Raw genomic sequence first — 17,585 nt, 5'->3', positions numbered from 1 at the left:
ACCATTTTTGTAGCTCTCACTAAGAGGATGGCACCCCATGGCATTATTGCCAGAAGACGTAGTAAACAAGCGGTTTCAACAGACCAAGTTCCGTGAAGGATATGACCAGGACGAGGTTGACGATTTTCTTGATGAAATCGTCGTTGAATTGCGCCGCCTGGGTGCTGAGAACGAAGACCTGCGTTCCAAGCTAGAGGCAGCAGAAGCTCGCCTCGAAGGCGGCGAATCAGCTGCTCCAGCAAAGCCCGTCACTACTCCTGCGCCCGTTGTTGTTGACGACTCCAGCGCAACCGCGAGTGCCAATGATCTTTTGACCCTTGCTCGCCGCCTCCACGAAGAACATGTGCGCGAGGGCGTTGAGAAGCGTGACGCACTTATTGCTGAAGGTCACGAAACTGCTACTCGTCTTGTTTCTGAGGCTGAAGCCACCGTGAAGTCGCAACTCTCAGCACTCGAGACAGATAAAGCCAAGCTCAAGGGTGAAATCGCTGAGCTATCCAGCTTCGAAAAGGAATACCGCGAGAAGCTTCGTAGCTACATCTCCAACCAGCTAGTAGAGCTTGACGAGCTCAACACAGCTGGAACCACTCCCAAGAACTAATCGTGGCGGTTAAGCGGCCTGTCTGGGCTGTTCTGACCCTGCTGGGCGTCTGCGCCGTTGTTGTCTACCTTGCAGATCAACTGAGTAAGTTCTGGGTTAAAAACACCCTGCCTGAAGGCGTGAGCAACCCTGTTCTGGGAGATTTCCTTCAGTTTTACTTTGTGAGAAACCCCGGGGCGGCTTTCTCGATTGCGTCGGGCAGTACCTGGATTTTTTCCATCCTTGCCGCCATTGTCACGATCGTCATCATTGTTTTTGCCCGCAAAATTAGATCCGTTGCGTGGGCAGTCGTATTTGGTCTTTTATTGGGTGGCACTCTCGGCAACCTGACTGACCGGCTAACCCAACAAAATGCCGAAGGTGTGGTCGAATTCGGGCATGGCCTGGTTATCGACTTTATCTACACACCCTGGATGATGCCTGCGATTTATAACATCGCAGACATTTCCATCGTTTCCAGCATGTGTTTGCTCGTCATCCTCACTTTCTCTGGAATTCACATCGATGGAACTCGGGAAACTCGCAAAAAGAACACAAACGAGCCACCCATTGGTTCAAATCCCACTGTCACGTTGCAGGGCGGTCTGACCGGCCAGGGTGGCCCTGGCAACGGCGGAACAGGTGGAGCTGGTGGAAACTAGATCCACACCGGTTCCAGACGGTCTCGACGGAGTTCGCGTCGATGCAGGTCTTGCCAGACTCTTTGGTTTCTCACGAACCCAGGCAGCAGAGATTGCCGAAGCCGGGGGAGTGGAGCAAAACGGTGTCACGTTGGGTAAGTCAGACAAGCTTCGCGCAGAAGCAACCTTGACTGTCTCCTGGGAAGAAAAACGTGGACCAGAAATAGTCCCCATGATGGTTCCCGACTTCTCCATCGTCTATGACGATGACGACATTGTTGTTGTGGATAAGCCTGTCGGTGTTGCCGCACACCCTGCTGCAAGCTGGGATGGACCAACCGTCCTTGGAGCTCTTGCCGCTTCAGGCTTCACTATTTCCACTTCGGGTGCTGCTGAACGCGCAGGAATAGTCCACCGCCTCGATGTGGGAACGTCAGGTTTGATGGTTGTTGCAAAAAGCGAGAAAGCCTATAGCGCTCTCAAACACGCTTTTCATGACCGAGAAGTTAACAAGATCTATCACGCCGTCGTGCAGGGACATCCAGACCCATTGGCGGGAACAATTGATGCGCCTATCGGACGCCATCCTCGTTCGGACTGGAAGTTTGCCGTTACCAGTGATGGCAAACACGCAGTGACCCACTACACAACTTTGGAAGCATTCCCATTTGCTTCCCTGCTCGAAATCAAACTCGAAACCGGGAGAACTCATCAAATTCGTGTGCATATGGCTGCTCAGCGCCATCCATGCGTGGGGGATGCGTTATATGGGGCGGACCCCACGCTCAGCTCACGTTTAGGCCTCACTAGGCAATGGTTGCATGCCCACAAACTCGGCTTCACTCACCCAGCAACCGGTGACTACGTCGAGTTTGTTTCACCGTATCCAGCTGATCTACAGCATGCACTTGACGTGCTAGCAGCGAACTAACCTTCAACTTCTGCCCCAAGGTTTGAGGCTTCAGAGTTTCCCGGCGTGTCGCTTATGGCTAGTCTGGTACGACACGCCGTAACACGCCCCGTAAATCAAGGAAGTGATCATGCCTGAACTATCCCGCAATAAGCAGGAAGTTCTCATCGTCACCGGAATGTCTGGCGCAGGTCGTTCTACTGTGGCAAATGCCCTTGAAGACCTTGATTGGTACGTTGTCGATAACTTGCCACCGCAGATGCTACGTCCACTGGTTGAACTCGCAGACAAAGCTGGTGAAAACCTTCCCAAGATTGCCGCAGTGGTGGATGTCCGTGGCCGTGATTTCTTTGAAAATCTGCAAGAAATCATTCAGTCCATGCCTGCAGAAACGGTCGTCCGAGTCTTATTCCTGGACGCTACCGATGCGTCCCTCGTCCGACGTTTTGAGTCTGTACGTCGGCCACACCCTCTGCAGGGTGAAGGCACGATCATCGATGGCATCACAGCAGAGCGTTCCCGGATGACAGCATTGCGTGAGTTCAGCGACATCGTCATTGACACCAGTGATTTGAACATCCACCAGCTCTCCACCCTCATCACTGAACAGTTTGCGCAAGAAGAAACTGCCGGGGTTCGAGTGAATCTGATGAGTTTCGGATTCAAATATGGCACCCCATCAGATGCTGACCTCATTGCCGATGGCAGATTCTTGCCCAATCCATTTTGGATTCCTGAACTGCGGGGAAATACCGGCATGGATAAGGACGTATCGGACTATGTCTTGAGTCAGCCTGGCGCTCGCGAGTTCGTTGAAGCCTATTCTGCTGCTCTAGCACCCGTTTTAGCGGGCTATCAGCGAGAGAACAAACGCCACGCCACGATAGCTATTGGCTGCACTGGTGGCAAACACCGTTCGGTTGCGTTGACCGAAGAGCTTGCCAAACATCTCGAGAAGCTTCCAGGAGTTGTTGTGCGGGTCAAACACCGAGACTTCGGCCGCGAATAGCTGCCAACACCATCATGCGATTTTTGTAACACAAAGGGAATTAGAGGACATGGGCTTAACTGAAAACGTCAAGCAAGAACTCATCACTGTGGGGGCTGGAAAGACCAGTGTGCGCACTGCAGAATTGGCGACAATCCTGCGTTTTGCTGGGGGCTTACACACCATTTCAGGCCGAATTGCTGTCGAAGCTGAGTTGGACTCTCAGGAACTTGCAACGCGTGTTCGCAAAGATTTGGCTGAAATTTACGGTGTTCGTTCGGAAGGGCGCCTCACACCGAGCTCAGGTGGAAAGAATGCACCGAGCTACCTTGTTCGTGTGCTTGATGGGGAAACACTTGCTCGTCAAACAGGTTTGCTCGATGCACGTCGTCGCCCCATTCGTGGCCTTCCCAACAAACTCACCACGGGCAACTTAGAAGATCTTTCCGCGATTTGGCGTGGAGCTTTCCTCGCTGCTGGGTCCCTAACTGACCCAGGTCGCTCTGCCGCTCTTGAAATCGTTTGCCCAACCAACGAGTCTGCTATGGCCCTTGTTGGGGCTGCCAACCGCCTCCAGTTTGCGGCCAAAGCCCGTGAAGTGCGCGGAGTACACCGTGTTGTCATTCGCGAAGATGAGGCAATCTCGGCTGTGCTCACCATCATGGGTGCGACCGAAACTGTCAAGAACTGGGAAGAGTTGCGACAGCGCCGCGAGGTGCGTGCCACGGCCAATCGCCTCGTCAACTTCGACGATGCCAACCTGCGCCGTTCAGCGCAGGCCGCTGTTGCTGCCTGCGCCCGTGTGGAGCGTGCTTTAGAGCTTTTGGGGGATGAGATCCCTGAACACCTCAAGTATGCAGGTGAGCTCCGCTTGAACTACCGTGATGCAAGTTTGGATGAGCTGGGTCATCACGCAGATCCACCCATGACAAAAGATGCTGTTGCCGGACGTATTCGTCGACTGTTGGCGATGGCCGATAAACGAGCTCAAGAGTTGGGTGTTCCAGGAACTGAATCAGCTGTTCCTGAAGACATCGACGCCTAAATTCCCAGAAATAACTTTCCTCATCGGCAATAAAATGGTTGTCGAGACGGTTAACACCAGTAAGACCCCCACCTCACGTTCTAAGGAGAACACCTGTGGCTAACTACACACTGCCCGAACTGGATTATGACTATTCAGCTCTCGCACCACACATCAGTGCAACCATTATGGAGCTGCACCACAGCAAGCACCACAAGGCCTATGTTGATGGCGCCAACACTGCTCTCGAAAAGCTTGCCGAAGCACGTGAGAAGAACGACTTCGCGAACATCAACAAGCTCCAGAAGGACCTCGCATTCCACTTGGGTGGTCACACCAACCACTCCATTTTCTGGAAGAACCTCACTCCTGGCTCTGAGGAGCGCCCCACAGGCGAGCTAGCTGCTGCCATTGATGAGTACTTTGGTTCTTTTGATGCGTTTAAGGCTCAGTTCAACGCTGTAGCTCTTGGTCTTCAGGGTTCCGGTTGGGCATTCTTGGCTTGGGATGCACTGGGCAAGAACCTCATCATTGAGCAGCTGTACGACCAGCAGGGCAACATCGCAGCTGGAACTATTCCTTTGCTCATGCTTGACATGTGGGAGCACGCCTTCTATCTGGACTACAAGAACGTGAAGGGCGACTATGTCACAGCGTTCTGGAACATTATCAACTGGGCTGACGTTTCGGCGCGTTTTGAGGCCGCTCGCAAGGGTGCATCCAGCGTCCTGCTATTCTCTTAGTAGTTGACAACGGGTGTCTCGAAACTTTTCGGGGCACCCGTTCCTACTGATTTTTCATCAAAGTAATACCCTCCCTCCACCCTCACCACCCTTGGAGCAACACGCTCCCTAACATCACTTGGAGACGAAGTGACTGTCAAAGTTGGAATCAACGGTTTCGGCCGTATTGGACGTAACTATTTCCGTGCTGCACTCGCACAGGGCGCAGACATCGAAATTGTTGCTGTCAACGACCTCACCGACACCAAGGTGCTCGCACACCTGTTGAAGTATGACTCGGTAACTGGTCGCCTGGATGCTGAAGTTTCTCACGACGCCGAGAACATCATCGTCAACGGCAAGAAGATCAAGGTTCTCGCAGAGCGCGACCCCGCAGACCTCGGCTGGGGCAAGCTTGGTGTTGACATCGTCATCGAATCCACCGGTCGCTTCACTGACCGCGCAAACGCAGAAAAGCACATTGCTGCTGGCGCCAAGAAGGTGCTCATCTCCGCACCTCCCACCGGCAATGACATCCCAACCTTTGTGATGGGTGTTAACAACGAGAAGTATGACGCGGCTACCGACCACGTCATTTCGAACGCATCTTGCACCACCAACTGCCTTGCACCACTCGTGCAGGTATTTGACAAAGAATTCGGCATCATCACTGGCCTGATGACCACTGTTCACGCATACACCGCTGACCAGAACCTTCAGGATGGCCCACACTCTGACCTGCGCCGCGCACGCGCCGCAGCGATCAACATCGTTCCTTCCTCCACTGGTGCTGCAAAGACCATCGGTAAGGTTCTGCCCGAGCTCAACGGCAAGCTCGACGGCTTCGCACTTCGCGTACCCGTACCTACCGGTTCGATCACTGACCTCACCATCCAGGTTGAGAAGCCAGTGACCGAAGATGAGGTCAAGGCTGCATTCAAGGCTGCTGCAGAGGGTCCCCTCAAGGGCATCCTGAAGTACACCGAGGACGAGATTGTTTCCAGCGACATCGTGACCGACCCACACTCGTCGATCTTCGACGCTGGTCTGCTGCGTGTTCTGGGCAACCAGGTCAAGATCTCCAGCTGGTACGACAACGAGTGGGGTTACTCCAACCGTCTGGTTGACCTGACTGAGTACGTCGGCGCCAAGCTCTAAAGAAAGTAATTCAATATGGCACTTCGCACCCTCTCTTCACTAGGTTCGCTTGCTGGCAAGCGCGTTTTGGTCCGATGCGACCTCAACGTCCCACTGAAGGATGGTGTGATTACCGACGACGGTCGTATCCGTGCGTCGCTGCCAACATTGAACGCTCTACTCGATCAGGGCGCCCGTGTCGTGGTGATGAGCCACCTCGGGCGTCCTGACGGTTCACCCGAGGCAAAATACAGCCTCGAACCTGCCGCCATCCGTCTGGGCGAATTGCTCGGCAAGCCCGTCGCTTTTGCCACTGACACCGTCGGGGACTCTGCAAAGGCGACTGTTTCTGCTCTGGCTGATGGTCAGATTGCTGTCCTGGAGAACCTGCGTTTCAACCCAGGAGAGACCTCCAAGGATGAAGCTGAACGTGGCGCCTTCGCTGCTCAGCTTGCCGAGCTCGGTGACGTGCTCGTCTCGGATGGCTTCGGTGTTGTTCACCGTAAGCAGGCTTCGGTCTATGACCTGGCCAAGCTGGTTCCCAGCGCAGCAGGTTTGCTCATTGAGACCGAACTTGATGTGCTGGACCGCCTCACCGAAAATCCTGAGCGCCCCTACACGGTCGTACTTGGTGGTTCTAAGGTTTCTGACAAGCTCGGTGTCATTTCTCACCTCCTGCCACGCGTCGACACAATCCTGGTGGGCGGTGGCATGGTTTTCACCTTCCTCGCAGCTCAGGGATACAAGGTTGGTGCCAGCCTGCTCGAGGTTGACCAGCTGGACACTGTCCGCGGTTACATCGCAGATGCCGAAGCACGTGGAGTGAAGATTATTCTTCCGACCGACATCGTGATGGCCAGCAAGTTTGGTGCCGATGCAGAACACGTTGTTGCCGCTGCAGACGCACTCGAAGACACTCCCTTTGGTGCAACCGGCATGGGTCTCGACATTGGTCCGGAGACTGGCAATGCATTCGCCGAGCTGATCAAGGCTTCCAAGACGGTGTTCTGGAACGGCCCTGCAGGTGTGTTTGAAATTCCCGCCTTCGCTGAAGGCACCCGCGCAATTGCCCAGGCATTGACTGAGGTTGACGGCCTCAGCGTTGTTGGTGGTGGAGATTCTGCTGCTGCAGTGCGCATTCTTGGTTTCGCAGATGACCAGTTCGGTCACATTTCAACCGGTGGTGGAGCTAGCCTCGAATTCCTCGAGGGTAAGCGTCTACCTGGCCTGGAGGTCCTCGGATGGTAAACACTCGTACCCCGCTCATCGCGGGCAACTGGAAGATGAACCTGGATCACCTCCAGGCGATTGCATTCGTTCAGAAGCTGGCATGGACTCTCAAGGACGCCGGACACAAGTACACCGACGTTGAAGTTTCCGTCTTCCCACCCTTCACTGATATTCGCTCGGTGCAGAACCTGGTTGAAGCAGACAAGCTCGAACTCGCCTATGGAGCTCAGGACGTGTCCATGCACGACTCCGGTGCATACACCGGCGAAATCCCTGGGGGATTCCTCAAGGCGCTGGGTTGCTCTTATGTCATCATTGGCCACTCTGAGCGTCGCCAGTACCACGGAGAAACTGATGAGATCGTGGGCAACAAAGTCAAGGCAGCACTCAAGCACGGCGTTGTCCCCGTCCTCTGCGTTGGTGAAACTGAAGCAGAACTCGAAGAGTTCGGCCCCTCTGCGGTACCTGTTGCTCAACTGAAGAAGGCACTTGAGGGTGTTTCTCAGGACGCTGACATCGTTATTGCCTACGAGCCTGTCTGGGCTATCGGTACCGGCAAGGTTGCAACCGAAGAGCAGGCTGAAGCAGTCTGTGCAGCAATCCGGGTTGCTCTTGGTGAAGTACTCGGTGAAGCTGCAGCACAGCGTACTCGAATTCTTTACGGTGGCTCGGTCAAAGCAAACAACATTGCCGGATTCATGCGGCAGCCCAACATTGATGGTGCACTCGTCGGTGGTGCAAGCCTTGACGTTGCTGAGTTCTCAAGCATTGCTCGATTCCAGAAGCACGTAATTTAGTCGGGTAGACTTTAAGCATGCTTATTCTCGAGATTGTTTTGCAGGTTCTGCTTGCCCTCACCAGCCTGCTCCTCACTCTGCTTATCCTTCTTCACAAGGGTCGCGGTGGAGGTGTCTCAGACATGTTTGGTGGCGGTATGAGCTCAACACTCGGGTCTTCCGGTGTTGCAGAACGCAACCTCAATCGTTTGACCATCATTTTGGGGCTGGTGTGGATTACATGCATCGTCCTCCTCGGCCTCATTACTAAGTTCCAGGGAGCATAACTATGGCATCTGGCGGTAGTGCAATTCGCGGTTCGCGCGTCGGCGCAGGCCCAATGGGTGAACAAGATCACGGAATTCACGCTGAACGCATCGCAATCTCTTACTGGGATGCACTCGGTAACGAGACGGTTCGTTACTTCGCAGCGAACCTTCCTGAAGAAGAAATTCCGGAGATTATCGATTGCCCGCAGTCTGGTCTTCCCGCTGGTCGCGACAAGGAAAACCCACCTGAGCTAGCAAAGCTTGAGCCTTACAAGACTCACCTTGCCTACGTTAAGGAACGTCGTACCGAGGAAGAGGCAGAGCAGATTCTTGAAGATGCTCTCCACCAGCTCCGCGTTCGTCGCGGAACGGTCAAGCCGACTAAGTAACTTTACACATGGCCCCTGAGTAATCAGGGGCCATGTTTTTCTCACTTTTCACCCCAGGAAAAACCTTGAAAGATATTGAACTTCCTATCGCAGGTTTACTCTTCGATAACGATGGTGTTTTGGTGGACAGTCACAGCGCGGCTGTGGACGCGTGGAACAAATGGTCTGCGAGATATGTTCCTGATTTTGACTGGAGTGATCGTTCCAACGCCGGTATTCGTGCCGAAGATATGGTGCGCAGGCATGTGTCTGAGGATTACTACGACGAAGCTGTTGCCTACATTCACCAGTTGGAGCAAGACTCAGCACACATGACCCGAGCATTACCTGGAGCGGTAGAGCTCCTCACGTCGCTAATGCCAGGGATGTGGACCGTCTGCACTTCAGCTAACCCCCGACTGGGCGCAGCGCGTCTGCAAGCAGCGGGGCTTCCGTTACCTGCCGAGTTGGTTTCGTCTGAAGATGTGGAGCGAGGCAAGCCACATCCTGATCCGTATCTCCGAGGAGCAATAAATTTAGGCCTTACGCCAGGGGAGTGCATCGTTTTCGAAGACGCTGCTGCAGGTATTCAGGCAGGGCTATCCGCCGGTGCTTTCTGTGTCATTGGGGTGACAAAGGTTGCACTTGATACTGATGTTGAGATAGTTGTGAAAAGCTTGGCGGGGCTTAGCTATCGGGACGGTGTACTCCACATCCCCGCCTTGAGCAGATTGCGTTAATTCGTTTCCTCTATGAGGCGTGCTGCGGCAGCCTCGTCGGTGAAGAACACAGTCTCTTCAATGCCCTCAACGGCGCTCACAGGCGCTTCTGAAGCGCTTTCAGAGGTAAACGCGGCATAGATGGCATCTGCTTTGTCAGCGCCGGAGGCGACAACCCAGACGTTTTTCGAGTTGTTCAACGCTGGAAGCGTCAAGCTAATTCGTTCTGCGGGAGGTTTTGGGGAATTACGCACTGCGATGACAGCGCGGTCATCGACCTCTATACCTTCAAGCCCAGGGAACAAGCTTGCGATGTGGGCATCAGGCCCAACGCCTAACAGGGTGATGTCGAACTCTGGAAGCTCTGGCCAGAACCTCGCGAGCTCGTCGTCGTAGGCATCGACTGCTTCATCTAGCGTCAATCCTGAATCGGACGCTGGCATGCGGTGAACATTCTCTGCTGGGATGGGAAGGCGGTGAATCAGAGCAGCTGTTGCTTGGCCCTCATTTCGGTCTGGGTGGCCTGCAGGGACAAAGCGTTCATCCCCCCACCACAGATGGATTCTTTTCCAATCCAGTTTGTGGCTGGGATCGATGTTTTCTAGTAGGGCAATACCGACAGTTCCACCAGTGAGGACAATGTGGACGTTCTCTTGTTGCAGAAGAAGATCTTTGACCGTTTCTTCGAAGATTTCGTCGATGTTGTCAATGAGTTCTTGCTTATCGGCATATGCCTCGAGTGTGGTTTCTTCACTCACGTGGTCACCATTTTGATTTGGGGGAGACCTTCAGTGACCACACGCCCATAAACCTCATCGGGGTCCAAACGGCGCAGCTCTTCTGCCAAGCAGTCACGCAGACTACGCAATGGCATCGAGATGTCATGATTGGGCTGATCAGGCTGTTCAAGACGGGCTGTTGTCGGTTCAACTCGAGTGAGCTCGATGGCACCAGATTTGCGCACTAGGCGAACGCCGTGGATCCCACGCCAATTCAAACCGGTGTGAGTGAGGTCACAGGTCACCGGAACTTGAAGTTGGAGTTGCAGCCAGGCTGCAAGCATTTTTGCTGCTGGGAAGTCTGGCGTGGAGGTGACATGAGCCTCAATGATGGGCTCATACGGTGGTTGGTCAAGTACTGCTGCGAGTTGTGTCCGCCACAGTGTCAGTCGAGTCCAGGCGAAGTCCGCATCACCGGGTGAATACGTTCTGGACAAATCATCGAGCGCCTGCAGGGGTTCTTTTTGAGCTGCAGAGTCGGTGATGCGACACTGTGCAATTTTGCCTAGCGCAGATTCAGAAACTTTTTCAGGTGCAGCTCCTGGCCACCAAGCAACAACTGGAGTGTCAGGGAGGAGAAGACCTGTTACCAAACCTTGTTGGTCAGAACCTACCTTGCCGTAAGCGCGGAGCACGATAACTTCGCTGGCACCGGCATCGCCACCAACACGAACTTCGGCATCCAATCGGTTAGAAATGGAGTGTTCAGGTTCGATTACTGAAAGCACAATAACACGCATAGGGTGCTCACGGGATGCTTCGTTAGCGGCGGCAATGGCAACTTCTTCTTCACCGAGAGTGGTAGAAATCAGGAGAGTGAGAACACGTCCAAGAGCAACCGCACCGCCTTCTTCACGAAGGTTCACAAGTTCTTTGGCAACCTTTGCGGTAGTTGTGTCAGGAAGTTCGAGGATCATGGACGTCTCCAAACACGGCCGTCACGGGCCATCAATTCATCAGCTGAAGCAGGGCCCCACGTTCCAGGCGCATACAGCTCAGGTTGGCCTTGGGTTGCCCAGAATTCTTCAATGGGGTCAAGAATTTTCCAACTCAATTCCACCTCTTCGTGACGAGGGAATAGTGGCGGTTCTCCCAAGAGCACATCCAAGATCAAACGCTCGTAAGCTTCAGGACTTGCCTCGGTGAAAGCGTGACCATAACCAAAGTCCATGGTTACGTCACGAACTTGCATGCCCGCACCAGGGACTTTAGAGCCAAAGCGAATAGTGACACCTTCATCAGGCTGAACACGAATCACGAGAGCATTCTGACCCAGTGCAGAGGTTTGGTGGTCGGCAAACAAGTATTGGGGGGCACGCTTGAACACGACTGCGATTTCTGTCACGCGACGTCCCAGGCGCTTGCCTGCACGCAGGTAGAAGGGGACACCTGCCCAGCGTCGTGTTCCGATATCGAGCCTCATTGCCGCGTAGGTTTCGGTCACTGATTTGGGGTTCATTCCCTCTTCGTCGAGGAAGCCAACGACCTCTTCGCCACCTTGCCAGCCGCTGGCATACTGACCGCGAGCGGTGGAATGCGCCAGGTTTTCTGGCAAGCGAACAGCAGCAAGAACCTTCTCTTTCTCAGCACGTAAGTCTTCTGCATTGAAGGAGATAGGTTCTTCCATGGCAGTCAGAGCAAGCAACTGCAGAAGGTGGTTTTGAATGACGTCGCGAGCGGCACCAATACCGTCGTAATATCCGGCACGACCACCCACGCCAATATCTTCAGCCATGGTGATTTGGACGTGGTCGACGTGCTCCGCATTCCACAGTGGCTCAAACAGTTGGTTTGCAAAACGCAAAGCAAGAATGTTTTGAACTGTTTCCTTACCCAGGTAGTGATCAATACGGAAAATAGAATCCGCGGGGAAGACCGATTCCACGACATCATTGAGTTCCCGAGCTGTCTTCAGGTCTGAACCAAACGGCTTTTCAATCACGACGCGACGCCACTGGCCCTCAACCTCATCCGCAAGCCCTGCGCGCTTGAGCTGAGAAACAACCTCAGGGAAGGAACGAGGTGGGACGGAGAGATAGAACGCATGGTTTCCCATGGTCCCGCGCTTCTCGTCGAGCTCTGCGATGGTTTTTTTCAGACGTTCAAACGCCTTGTCATCGTTGAATTCACCTTGAACAAAGCGAATACCTTTGGCCAGCTGCTGCCACACATCTTCACGGAATTCCGTGCGCGCATATTGCTTGACGGAGTCGTGCACGACCTGTGCAAAGTCCTGATCGACCCAGTCGCGACGAGCAAAACCCACCAAAGCAAAACCAGGAGGCAATAATCCTCGGTTTGCGAGGTCGTAGACCGCAGGCATGAGTTTCTTGCGGGCTAAGTCCCCAGTAACGCCGAACAGAACAAGACCACAAGGGCCAGCAATGCGGTTGAGTCGGCGGTCTTCGGCAACTCGAAGGGGGTTGTGACGGGCCGTGATGTCAACAGGTGACATGGTTTCCTCTTTAGTTGAAGGCTGCGAACAGGTGTTCGAGTTCAGTAGCGGGGTTCGTCAATGTGAGAGTGAGTACGGGACGACCGTGTTCCGCCAATACCGCTGCATCACCTGCTGCCTGAGCTGCAATCAATTCACCGAAGGTAAAGGGGCGCTCTGGAATCACGACATCTCCAGCAGGCTTTTGCAGAATTTGAATGAACACACCAACAGCTGGACCCCCCTTGTGGAATTGTCCGGTGGAGTGCAAGAAGCGAGGTCCCCAGCCGAAGGTGACAGGACGACCTGCGCGTGCGGCAACAAGATCACGGACACCGTGTACCTCGGGGAAGTTCACACGGTCAACGTATGCCTGAACGGAGACATAACCATCAGTGGGCAATTGCTTGAGTACAGCGGTAATTGCTTCACGAACGGTTTTGGCATCTCCTAGATCGCCATGTGCACGGACCTCGATGCCCTTTTCTGTGAATAGGGGTTCGGTTGGTGCCGGACGGTTATCCAGAAGGGCACGAGCAGCAATTTTTGCGGACTCCACATCAGGCTGGTCGAAGGGGTTGATGCCCAACAGACGACCTGCAACAGCGGTTGCATATTCGAAAACAAGGAACATGGCGCCTAAGGTTCCCGAGACCAGGATTTCGCCCTCGTGACGGTCGTGCTTGAGGAGGTGGAATTCGTGTGCGTCATCGACAAGACGAAGGACCTGAACATCCTCATATCCAGCGCTGAGTTCAGGAGAGACAACATCAAGAACAACGGGAAGAATCCCAGTTCCTTCCTTGCCTGTTGATTCAGCGATCAGCTGCTCGGCCCAGTCGGGGAAACCAACGAGGTGAGTCCCGTCTGTGACCAGAGCAAGTTTGTTTTTCAGGGGAGAAGTTCCCGCAATAGCTGCACCCAAGATCAAACCTGGGTTCTCAGGCTGGTCAACAGCAAGGTCGATGGAGATAGCCTCAGCTTCGTTGAGTAGTTCAGCAATATCCACTCCAGCGAGACCGGAAGGTACAAGACCAAATGCGGTTAGTGCGGAGAATCGTCCACCCACGTTGGGGTCAGCGTTGAAGACGCGGTATCCCGCCTCCCGAGCAGACTTATCCAGCGGTGAACCTGGGTCGGTCACAACAATGATGCGCTCGAGGGGATCGATTCCTACTGCTTCAAAAGCTGCTTCGTAAATACGCTTCTGGCTATCGGTTTCAACAGTTCCACCAGACTTACTTGAGATAACCACTGCCGTGGTCTGCAGACGATCGGTTATTGCTGCTTGAATCTGGCCTGGTTCAGTTGAATCCAAAACGGTCAACTCTGCCTGCATCGTGGCCGTAATGACTTCAGGAGCGAGAGAGGAGCCGCCCATTCCACCTAAGACAATGTGGTTGACACCTTTTTCGCGCAATTGATCGCGTAATGCTTGAATCTCTGCAACGAGAGGGCGAGAGATTGCAACGGATTCTGTCCATCCCAAGCGAATCGCAGATTCGGATTCAGCTTCAGCGCCCCAGAGTGCGGGGTCCTGAGCGGTAATACTCGAAGCAACCATGTCTGAAACGAGCTGAGGGACGTGCTTTTCAACAGCGGCTTCCGCTGCTCCAGATACTTTGATGCGAAAAGACATTTATGCTCCTGCTAGTGCGGTGTTGACAGTCTCGAGGAGTTCGCCCCAAGAGATGATGAATTTGGAGACGCCTTCAGATTCGAGGACATTGGTGACATCCTCAAAGTCAACGCCGACTGCAGCTAATGCCGCAAAAACTGCCTTGGCATCGGCGTAGTTGGTGGTGATGGTGTCACCTGTAACGACTCCGTGATCAAATGTTGCATCAAGTGTTTTCTCGGGCATGGTGTTGACGATGCCAGCAGCAACCAACTCGGTGACATAGAGCGTGTCAGGAAGTGCTGGGTCTTTCACGCCGGTGGAGGCCCAGAGTGGACGCTGAACATTCGCGCCATCGGCGAGCAGGGAAACTGCTTGAGGAGTGTTGAACTGTGCTTCGTAGAGTTCATAAGCCAGGCGTGCATTCGCCAAACCTGCCTTGGACTTGAGTGCAAGGGCTTCTGGAGTCCCAATGGCGTTCAGGCGGTTGTCCACCTCAGTGTCCACGCGGGAAACAAAGAAGGACGCCACAGAGTGAATCTTGGAGAGATCGTGTCCATTAGCTTTCGCTTTCTCCAGACCAGCAAGGTAGGCCTTGATAACTGCTTCGTAGCGTTCCAGAGAGAAAATCAGTGTTACGTTCACGGAGATGCCCTCACCAATCACGTCAGTGATGGCATCCAGGCCAGCAAGAGTTGCTGGAATCTTAATCAACGCGTTGGGCTTGTTGACCTTAGCCCACAGACGCTTTGCCTCGTCAACAGTGCCTGGAGCATCGTGAGCAAGTGTGGGAGATACTTCGATAGAGACACGTCCATCAACACCGTTAGTAGCGTCGAATACACCCCGGAAGATGTCACAGGCATCTGCAACGTCATCGGTTGTGATCTCAAAGACCGCAGCTTCAGCATCTGCCCCCGCTGCAGCTAGCTGCTTGACTTGAGCTGCATAGCTTTCACCATTAGTGAGGGCGCCAGCAAAAATCGTGGGGTTTGTGGTCACGCCCACAACATTCTTTTCAGCAATAAGTGCCTGGAGGTTGCCAGAGGTGATGCGCTCGCGAGAGAGGTCATCGAGCCATATGCTGACGCCGGCTGCGGACAGTTGTGCGGTGGGGGAGTTCGACATGAACCTGGATTCTCCTTGATGGGTGGTCAAATATGAAGTTGTAATACTGGGCCAGAAACGTCGTTCCTGACCCCGTGTGATTTATTTCTGGGCTGCGAGAGTTTCTTTTGCAGCCTGGACAGCAGCTTCGGTTGTGATGCCGAACTTGGTGAACAAGGTCTTGTAATCTGCGGACGCTCCGAAGTGTTCGATTGAGACGCTACGACCTGTGGAGCCAACAATTTTGTCCCAGGTCAGCGACAGGCCAGCTTCGATGGAAACGCGTGCCTTCACCGCTGACGGAAGAACGCTCTCCTGGTATGCCGCAGGCTGTTCGTAGAACCACTCGAGGCACGGCACAGAAACCACGCGAGCATGGATGCCTTCACTGGCGAGCTGTTCGCGAGCTGCAACAGCGAGCTGAACTTCAGAACCGGTTGCGATGAAGATCACATCTGGCTTGCCGTTTGCTGCGTCAACGAGAATGTAGGCGCCCTTTGCGGTTTCACGTGCATGAGCGAAGGTATCGCCGGTAGCAACGCCCTCTCCGCGGGTGAATACGGGAATGTTCTGACGAGTCAGAGCAATACCTGCAGGCCCGTTGCGGCGTTCCAGGATTGTCTTCCAGGCGTAGGCAACTTCGTTTGCATCTGCAGGACGAACCACATCCAACTCAGGAATGGCGCGCAAAGTAGCGAGCTGTTCGATGGGCTGGTGTGTGGGGCCGTCTTCCCCCAGAGCCACGGAGTCGTGGGTCCACACGAAGATCGATGGCACCTTCATGAGTGCTGCCAGGCGCACGGCAGGGCGCATGTAGTCGCTGAAGATGAGGAAGGTTCCACCATAAGCTCGGGTCTTGCCGTGCAAGGCGATACCGTTCAGGATTGCGCCCATGGCGTGCTCACGAATACCGAAGTGAAGGACGCGACCATAGTTGTCACCTGTCCACTCGTGGGTTGACCACTGAGCAGGAACGAAGGAATTTGCTCCTTCGAGGGTGGTGTTGTTGGACTCGGCGAGATCAGCAGATCCGCCCCAAAGCTCAGGGATGACGGGTCCCAGCGCGTTGAGTACCTTGCCAGAAGCGGCACGAGTAGAAACTTCAGTGCCACCTTCAAACACAGGAAGCGCTGCTTCAACACCGTCAGGAAGCAGGCCTGCTTCGAGGCGGTCGAGAAGCTTCTTGTTTTCTGGGTTTGCTACCGCCCACGCGTCAAAGCTCTTCTGCCATTCAGCGCGTTCAGCAGCGCCCTTTGCCACAGCCTTGCGGGTGTGCTCGATAACTTCGTCAGCTACCTGGAAGCTCTGTTCAGGGTCGAAGCCGAGAACTTCCTTGAGGCCCTTGAGCTCATCTGTACCGAGTGCAGAACCGTGGATCTTTCCGGTGTTCTGCTTCTTAGGGCTTGGCCAACCAATGATGGTCTTGAGAATGATCAATGAAGGCTTGTCTGTGACTGCCTGGGCTACCTCGATGGCGTCATTAAGGGCAGCGACGTCTTCAACATAAACACCGGTTTTCTTCCAGTCCACAGTCTGGACGTGCCAGTCATAAGACTCGTAACGCTTGGCTACGTCCTCGGTGAATGCAATGGTGGTGTCGTCTTCAATCGAAATCTGGTTGGAGTCATAGATCGCGATGAGGTTACCCAGTTGCTGGTGACCGGCAAGAGAGGACGCTTCAGCGGTGACACCTTCTTGCAGGTCGCCGTCACCAGCAATGACATAAACGAAGTGGTCAAAGGGGCTGGTTCCAAGTGCTGCGTTGGGGTCAAAAAGACCACGTTCGAAGCGAGATGCGTAAGCAAAGCCCACAGCAGAAGCGAGGCCTTGTCCTAGGGGACCGGTGGTGATTTCTACACCCTTGGTGTGACCGTATTCAGGGTGGCCCGGGGTTAGTGAGCCCCAGGTACGCAAAGCCTTGAGGTCGTCGAGTTCAAGACCGTATCCGTTCAAGTACAGCTGCACGTACTGTGTGAGCGAAGAGTGTCCTACGGAAAGAATGAAGCGGTCGCGGCCAATCCACTGGTCATCCCGTGGGTCCCGACGCATGATCTTGTTCCACAGGAGGTATGCGGCCGGTGCGAGGCTCATGGCGGTTCCGGGGTGACCGTTTCCCACCTTCTCGACTGCGTCAGCCGCCAGAACACGCGCGGTGTCAACTGCCTTGTTATCTAATTCGGACCAGTCGAGCTGCGCCATATCTATATCGGCCTTCCATATTCCGTGAGGGAGGTGGGGGAAAATTACGATGGCCGGAAAAATAGGCCACACATGCCGAATAAC

At 54.2% G+C, this 17,585-nt stretch carries 18 protein-coding genes; 12 read left to right on the top strand and 6 right to left on the bottom strand.

Annotated features, from left to right (window positions below; all coding sequences use genetic code 11):
- Nucleotides 1-37: 37 nt before the first annotated feature.
- From AINA4_RS04830 to AINA4_RS04775, 12 genes are all read left to right on the top strand, one after another.
- Nucleotides 38-601 (top strand): DivIVA domain-containing protein, encoded by a 564-nt coding sequence (locus tag AINA4_RS04830; RefSeq protein WP_281786370.1) that lies wholly within the window; start codon nucleotides 38-40, stop codon nucleotides 599-601.
- Between the two features lie 2 nt (nucleotides 602-603).
- Nucleotides 604-1,242 (top strand): signal peptidase II, encoded by a 639-nt coding sequence (lspA, locus tag AINA4_RS04825; RefSeq protein ID WP_281786369.1) that lies wholly within the window; start codon nucleotides 604-606, stop codon nucleotides 1,240-1,242.
- Complete coding sequence (locus AINA4_RS04820; RefSeq protein WP_281786368.1) at nucleotides 1,232-2,152, top strand: RluA family pseudouridine synthase; 921 nt, start codon at nucleotides 1,232-1,234, stop codon at nucleotides 2,150-2,152. The genes lspA and AINA4_RS04820 overlap by 11 nt, the downstream gene beginning before the upstream one ends.
- A 109-nt stretch (nucleotides 2,153-2,261) precedes the next feature.
- Entirely contained in the window at nucleotides 2,262-3,140 is an 879-nt protein-coding gene (rapZ, locus tag AINA4_RS04815; protein WP_281786367.1) for an RNase adapter RapZ, read from the top strand.
- Between the two features lie 49 nt (nucleotides 3,141-3,189).
- On the top strand, nucleotides 3,190-4,164 hold the full coding sequence (gene whiA / locus AINA4_RS04810) for a DNA-binding protein WhiA (protein ID WP_281786366.1): 975 nt from the start codon (nucleotides 3,190-3,192) through the stop codon (nucleotides 4,162-4,164).
- Nucleotides 4,165-4,259: 95 nt separating this feature from the next.
- Nucleotides 4,260-4,886, top strand: coding sequence for a superoxide dismutase (locus AINA4_RS04805; RefSeq protein WP_096380773.1), 627 nt, complete (start codon nucleotides 4,260-4,262; stop codon nucleotides 4,884-4,886).
- 129 nt (nucleotides 4,887-5,015) lie between these two features.
- Complete coding sequence (gene gap / locus AINA4_RS04800) at nucleotides 5,016-6,023, top strand: type I glyceraldehyde-3-phosphate dehydrogenase (RefSeq protein ID WP_281786365.1); 1,008 nt, start codon at nucleotides 5,016-5,018, stop codon at nucleotides 6,021-6,023.
- A gap of 15 nt (nucleotides 6,024-6,038) precedes the next feature.
- On the top strand, nucleotides 6,039-7,250 hold the full coding sequence (locus tag AINA4_RS04795; protein ID WP_281786364.1) for a phosphoglycerate kinase: 1,212 nt from the start codon (nucleotides 6,039-6,041) through the stop codon (nucleotides 7,248-7,250).
- On the top strand, nucleotides 7,244-8,029 hold the full coding sequence (gene tpiA, locus AINA4_RS04790) for a triose-phosphate isomerase (RefSeq protein ID WP_281641032.1): 786 nt from the start codon (nucleotides 7,244-7,246) through the stop codon (nucleotides 8,027-8,029). The genes AINA4_RS04795 and tpiA overlap by 7 nt, the downstream gene beginning before the upstream one ends.
- Before the next feature lie 17 nt (nucleotides 8,030-8,046).
- Nucleotides 8,047-8,295: a preprotein translocase subunit SecG gene (gene secG, locus AINA4_RS04785; protein ID WP_114129116.1), complete on the top strand. Its 249-nt coding sequence runs from the start codon at nucleotides 8,047-8,049 to the stop codon at nucleotides 8,293-8,295.
- 2 nt (nucleotides 8,296-8,297) lie between these two features.
- On the top strand, nucleotides 8,298-8,666 hold the full coding sequence (locus AINA4_RS04780) for an RNA polymerase-binding protein RbpA (RefSeq protein ID WP_096380787.1): 369 nt from the start codon (nucleotides 8,298-8,300) through the stop codon (nucleotides 8,664-8,666).
- A gap of 32 nt (nucleotides 8,667-8,698) precedes the next feature.
- On the top strand, nucleotides 8,699-9,385 hold the full coding sequence (locus AINA4_RS04775; protein WP_281786363.1) for an HAD-IA family hydrolase: 687 nt from the start codon (nucleotides 8,699-8,701) through the stop codon (nucleotides 9,383-9,385).
- On the opposite strand, the gene pgl is transcribed toward AINA4_RS04775, so the two are convergent.
- The 6 genes from pgl to tkt all read right to left on the bottom strand — a co-directional run bounded on the left by pgl (nucleotide 9,382) and on the right by tkt (nucleotide 17,501).
- Nucleotides 9,382-10,122, bottom strand: coding sequence for a 6-phosphogluconolactonase (gene pgl, locus AINA4_RS04770; protein ID WP_281786362.1), 741 nt, complete (start codon nucleotides 10,120-10,122; stop codon nucleotides 9,382-9,384). The two genes, AINA4_RS04775 and pgl, sit on opposite strands and share 4 nt — an antisense overlap.
- A complete protein-coding gene (locus AINA4_RS04765) occupies nucleotides 10,119-11,060 on the bottom strand; it encodes a glucose-6-phosphate dehydrogenase assembly protein OpcA (RefSeq protein WP_281786361.1) in 942 nt (313 codons plus the stop codon). Before AINA4_RS04765 ends, pgl begins: the two co-directional genes overlap by 4 nt.
- Nucleotides 11,057-12,598 carry a glucose-6-phosphate dehydrogenase gene (gene zwf / locus AINA4_RS04760; protein WP_281786360.1) on the bottom strand — a complete coding sequence of 514 codons (1,542 nt, stop codon included), beginning with the start codon at nucleotides 12,596-12,598 and terminating at the stop codon, nucleotides 11,057-11,059. Before zwf ends, AINA4_RS04765 begins: the two co-directional genes overlap by 4 nt.
- A 10-nt stretch (nucleotides 12,599-12,608) precedes the next feature.
- Nucleotides 12,609-14,216 (bottom strand): glucose-6-phosphate isomerase, encoded by a 1,608-nt coding sequence (locus tag AINA4_RS04755; protein ID WP_281786359.1) that lies wholly within the window; start codon nucleotides 14,214-14,216, stop codon nucleotides 12,609-12,611.
- Nucleotides 14,217-15,323, bottom strand: a complete 1,107-nt coding sequence (gene tal / locus AINA4_RS04750) for a transaldolase (RefSeq protein ID WP_281786358.1) — start codon at nucleotides 15,321-15,323, stop codon at nucleotides 14,217-14,219.
- An 81-nt stretch (nucleotides 15,324-15,404) separates the two neighbouring features.
- On the bottom strand, nucleotides 15,405-17,501 hold the full coding sequence (gene tkt, locus AINA4_RS04745) for a transketolase (RefSeq protein WP_281786357.1): 2,097 nt from the start codon (nucleotides 17,499-17,501) through the stop codon (nucleotides 15,405-15,407).
- Nucleotides 17,502-17,585 lie beyond the last annotated feature (84 nt).

Origin of the sequence: Aurantimicrobium sp. INA4 (assembly GCF_027924525.1) — a bacterium.
Taxonomy (GTDB): Bacteria; Actinomycetota; Actinomycetes; order Actinomycetales; family Microbacteriaceae; genus Aurantimicrobium.
The sequence above is the reverse complement of the archived record's forward strand: the minus strand, read 5'-3'. Positions and strand labels throughout refer to the sequence as shown.

What these genes read in the sequence shown, in the direction of transcription:
- AINA4_RS04765 (WP_281786361.1), bottom strand. Translation starts at nt 11,060, where the DNA reads ATGATCCTCGAACTTCCTGACACAACTACCGCAAAGGTTGCCAAAGAA.
- AINA4_RS04780 (WP_096380787.1), top strand. Translation starts at nt 8,298, where the DNA reads ATGGCATCTGGCGGTAGTGCAATTCGCGGTTCGCGCGTCGGCGCAGGC.
- tkt (WP_281786357.1), bottom strand. Translation starts at nt 17,501, where the DNA reads ATGGCGCAGCTCGACTGGTCCGAATTAGATAACAAGGCAGTTGACACC.
- whiA (WP_281786366.1), top strand. Translation starts at nt 3,190, where the DNA reads ATGGGCTTAACTGAAAACGTCAAGCAAGAACTCATCACTGTGGGGGCT.
- AINA4_RS04830 (WP_281786370.1), top strand. Translation starts at nt 38, where the DNA reads ATGGCATTATTGCCAGAAGACGTAGTAAACAAGCGGTTTCAACAGACC.
- AINA4_RS04795 (WP_281786364.1), top strand. Translation starts at nt 6,039, where the DNA reads ATGGCACTTCGCACCCTCTCTTCACTAGGTTCGCTTGCTGGCAAGCGC.
- tal (WP_281786358.1), bottom strand. Translation starts at nt 15,323, where the DNA reads ATGTCGAACTCCCCCACCGCACAACTGTCCGCAGCCGGCGTCAGCATA.
- zwf (WP_281786360.1), bottom strand. Translation starts at nt 12,598, where the DNA reads ATGTCACCTGTTGACATCACGGCCCGTCACAACCCCCTTCGAGTTGCC.
- AINA4_RS04755 (WP_281786359.1), bottom strand. Translation starts at nt 14,216, where the DNA reads ATGTCTTTTCGCATCAAAGTATCTGGAGCAGCGGAAGCCGCTGTTGAA.
- tpiA (WP_281641032.1), top strand. Translation starts at nt 7,244, where the DNA reads ATGGTAAACACTCGTACCCCGCTCATCGCGGGCAACTGGAAGATGAAC.
- secG (WP_114129116.1), top strand. Translation starts at nt 8,047, where the DNA reads ATGCTTATTCTCGAGATTGTTTTGCAGGTTCTGCTTGCCCTCACCAGC.
- AINA4_RS04775 (WP_281786363.1), top strand. Translation starts at nt 8,699, where the DNA reads ATGTTTTTCTCACTTTTCACCCCAGGAAAAACCTTGAAAGATATTGAA.
- rapZ (WP_281786367.1), top strand. Translation starts at nt 2,262, where the DNA reads ATGCCTGAACTATCCCGCAATAAGCAGGAAGTTCTCATCGTCACCGGA.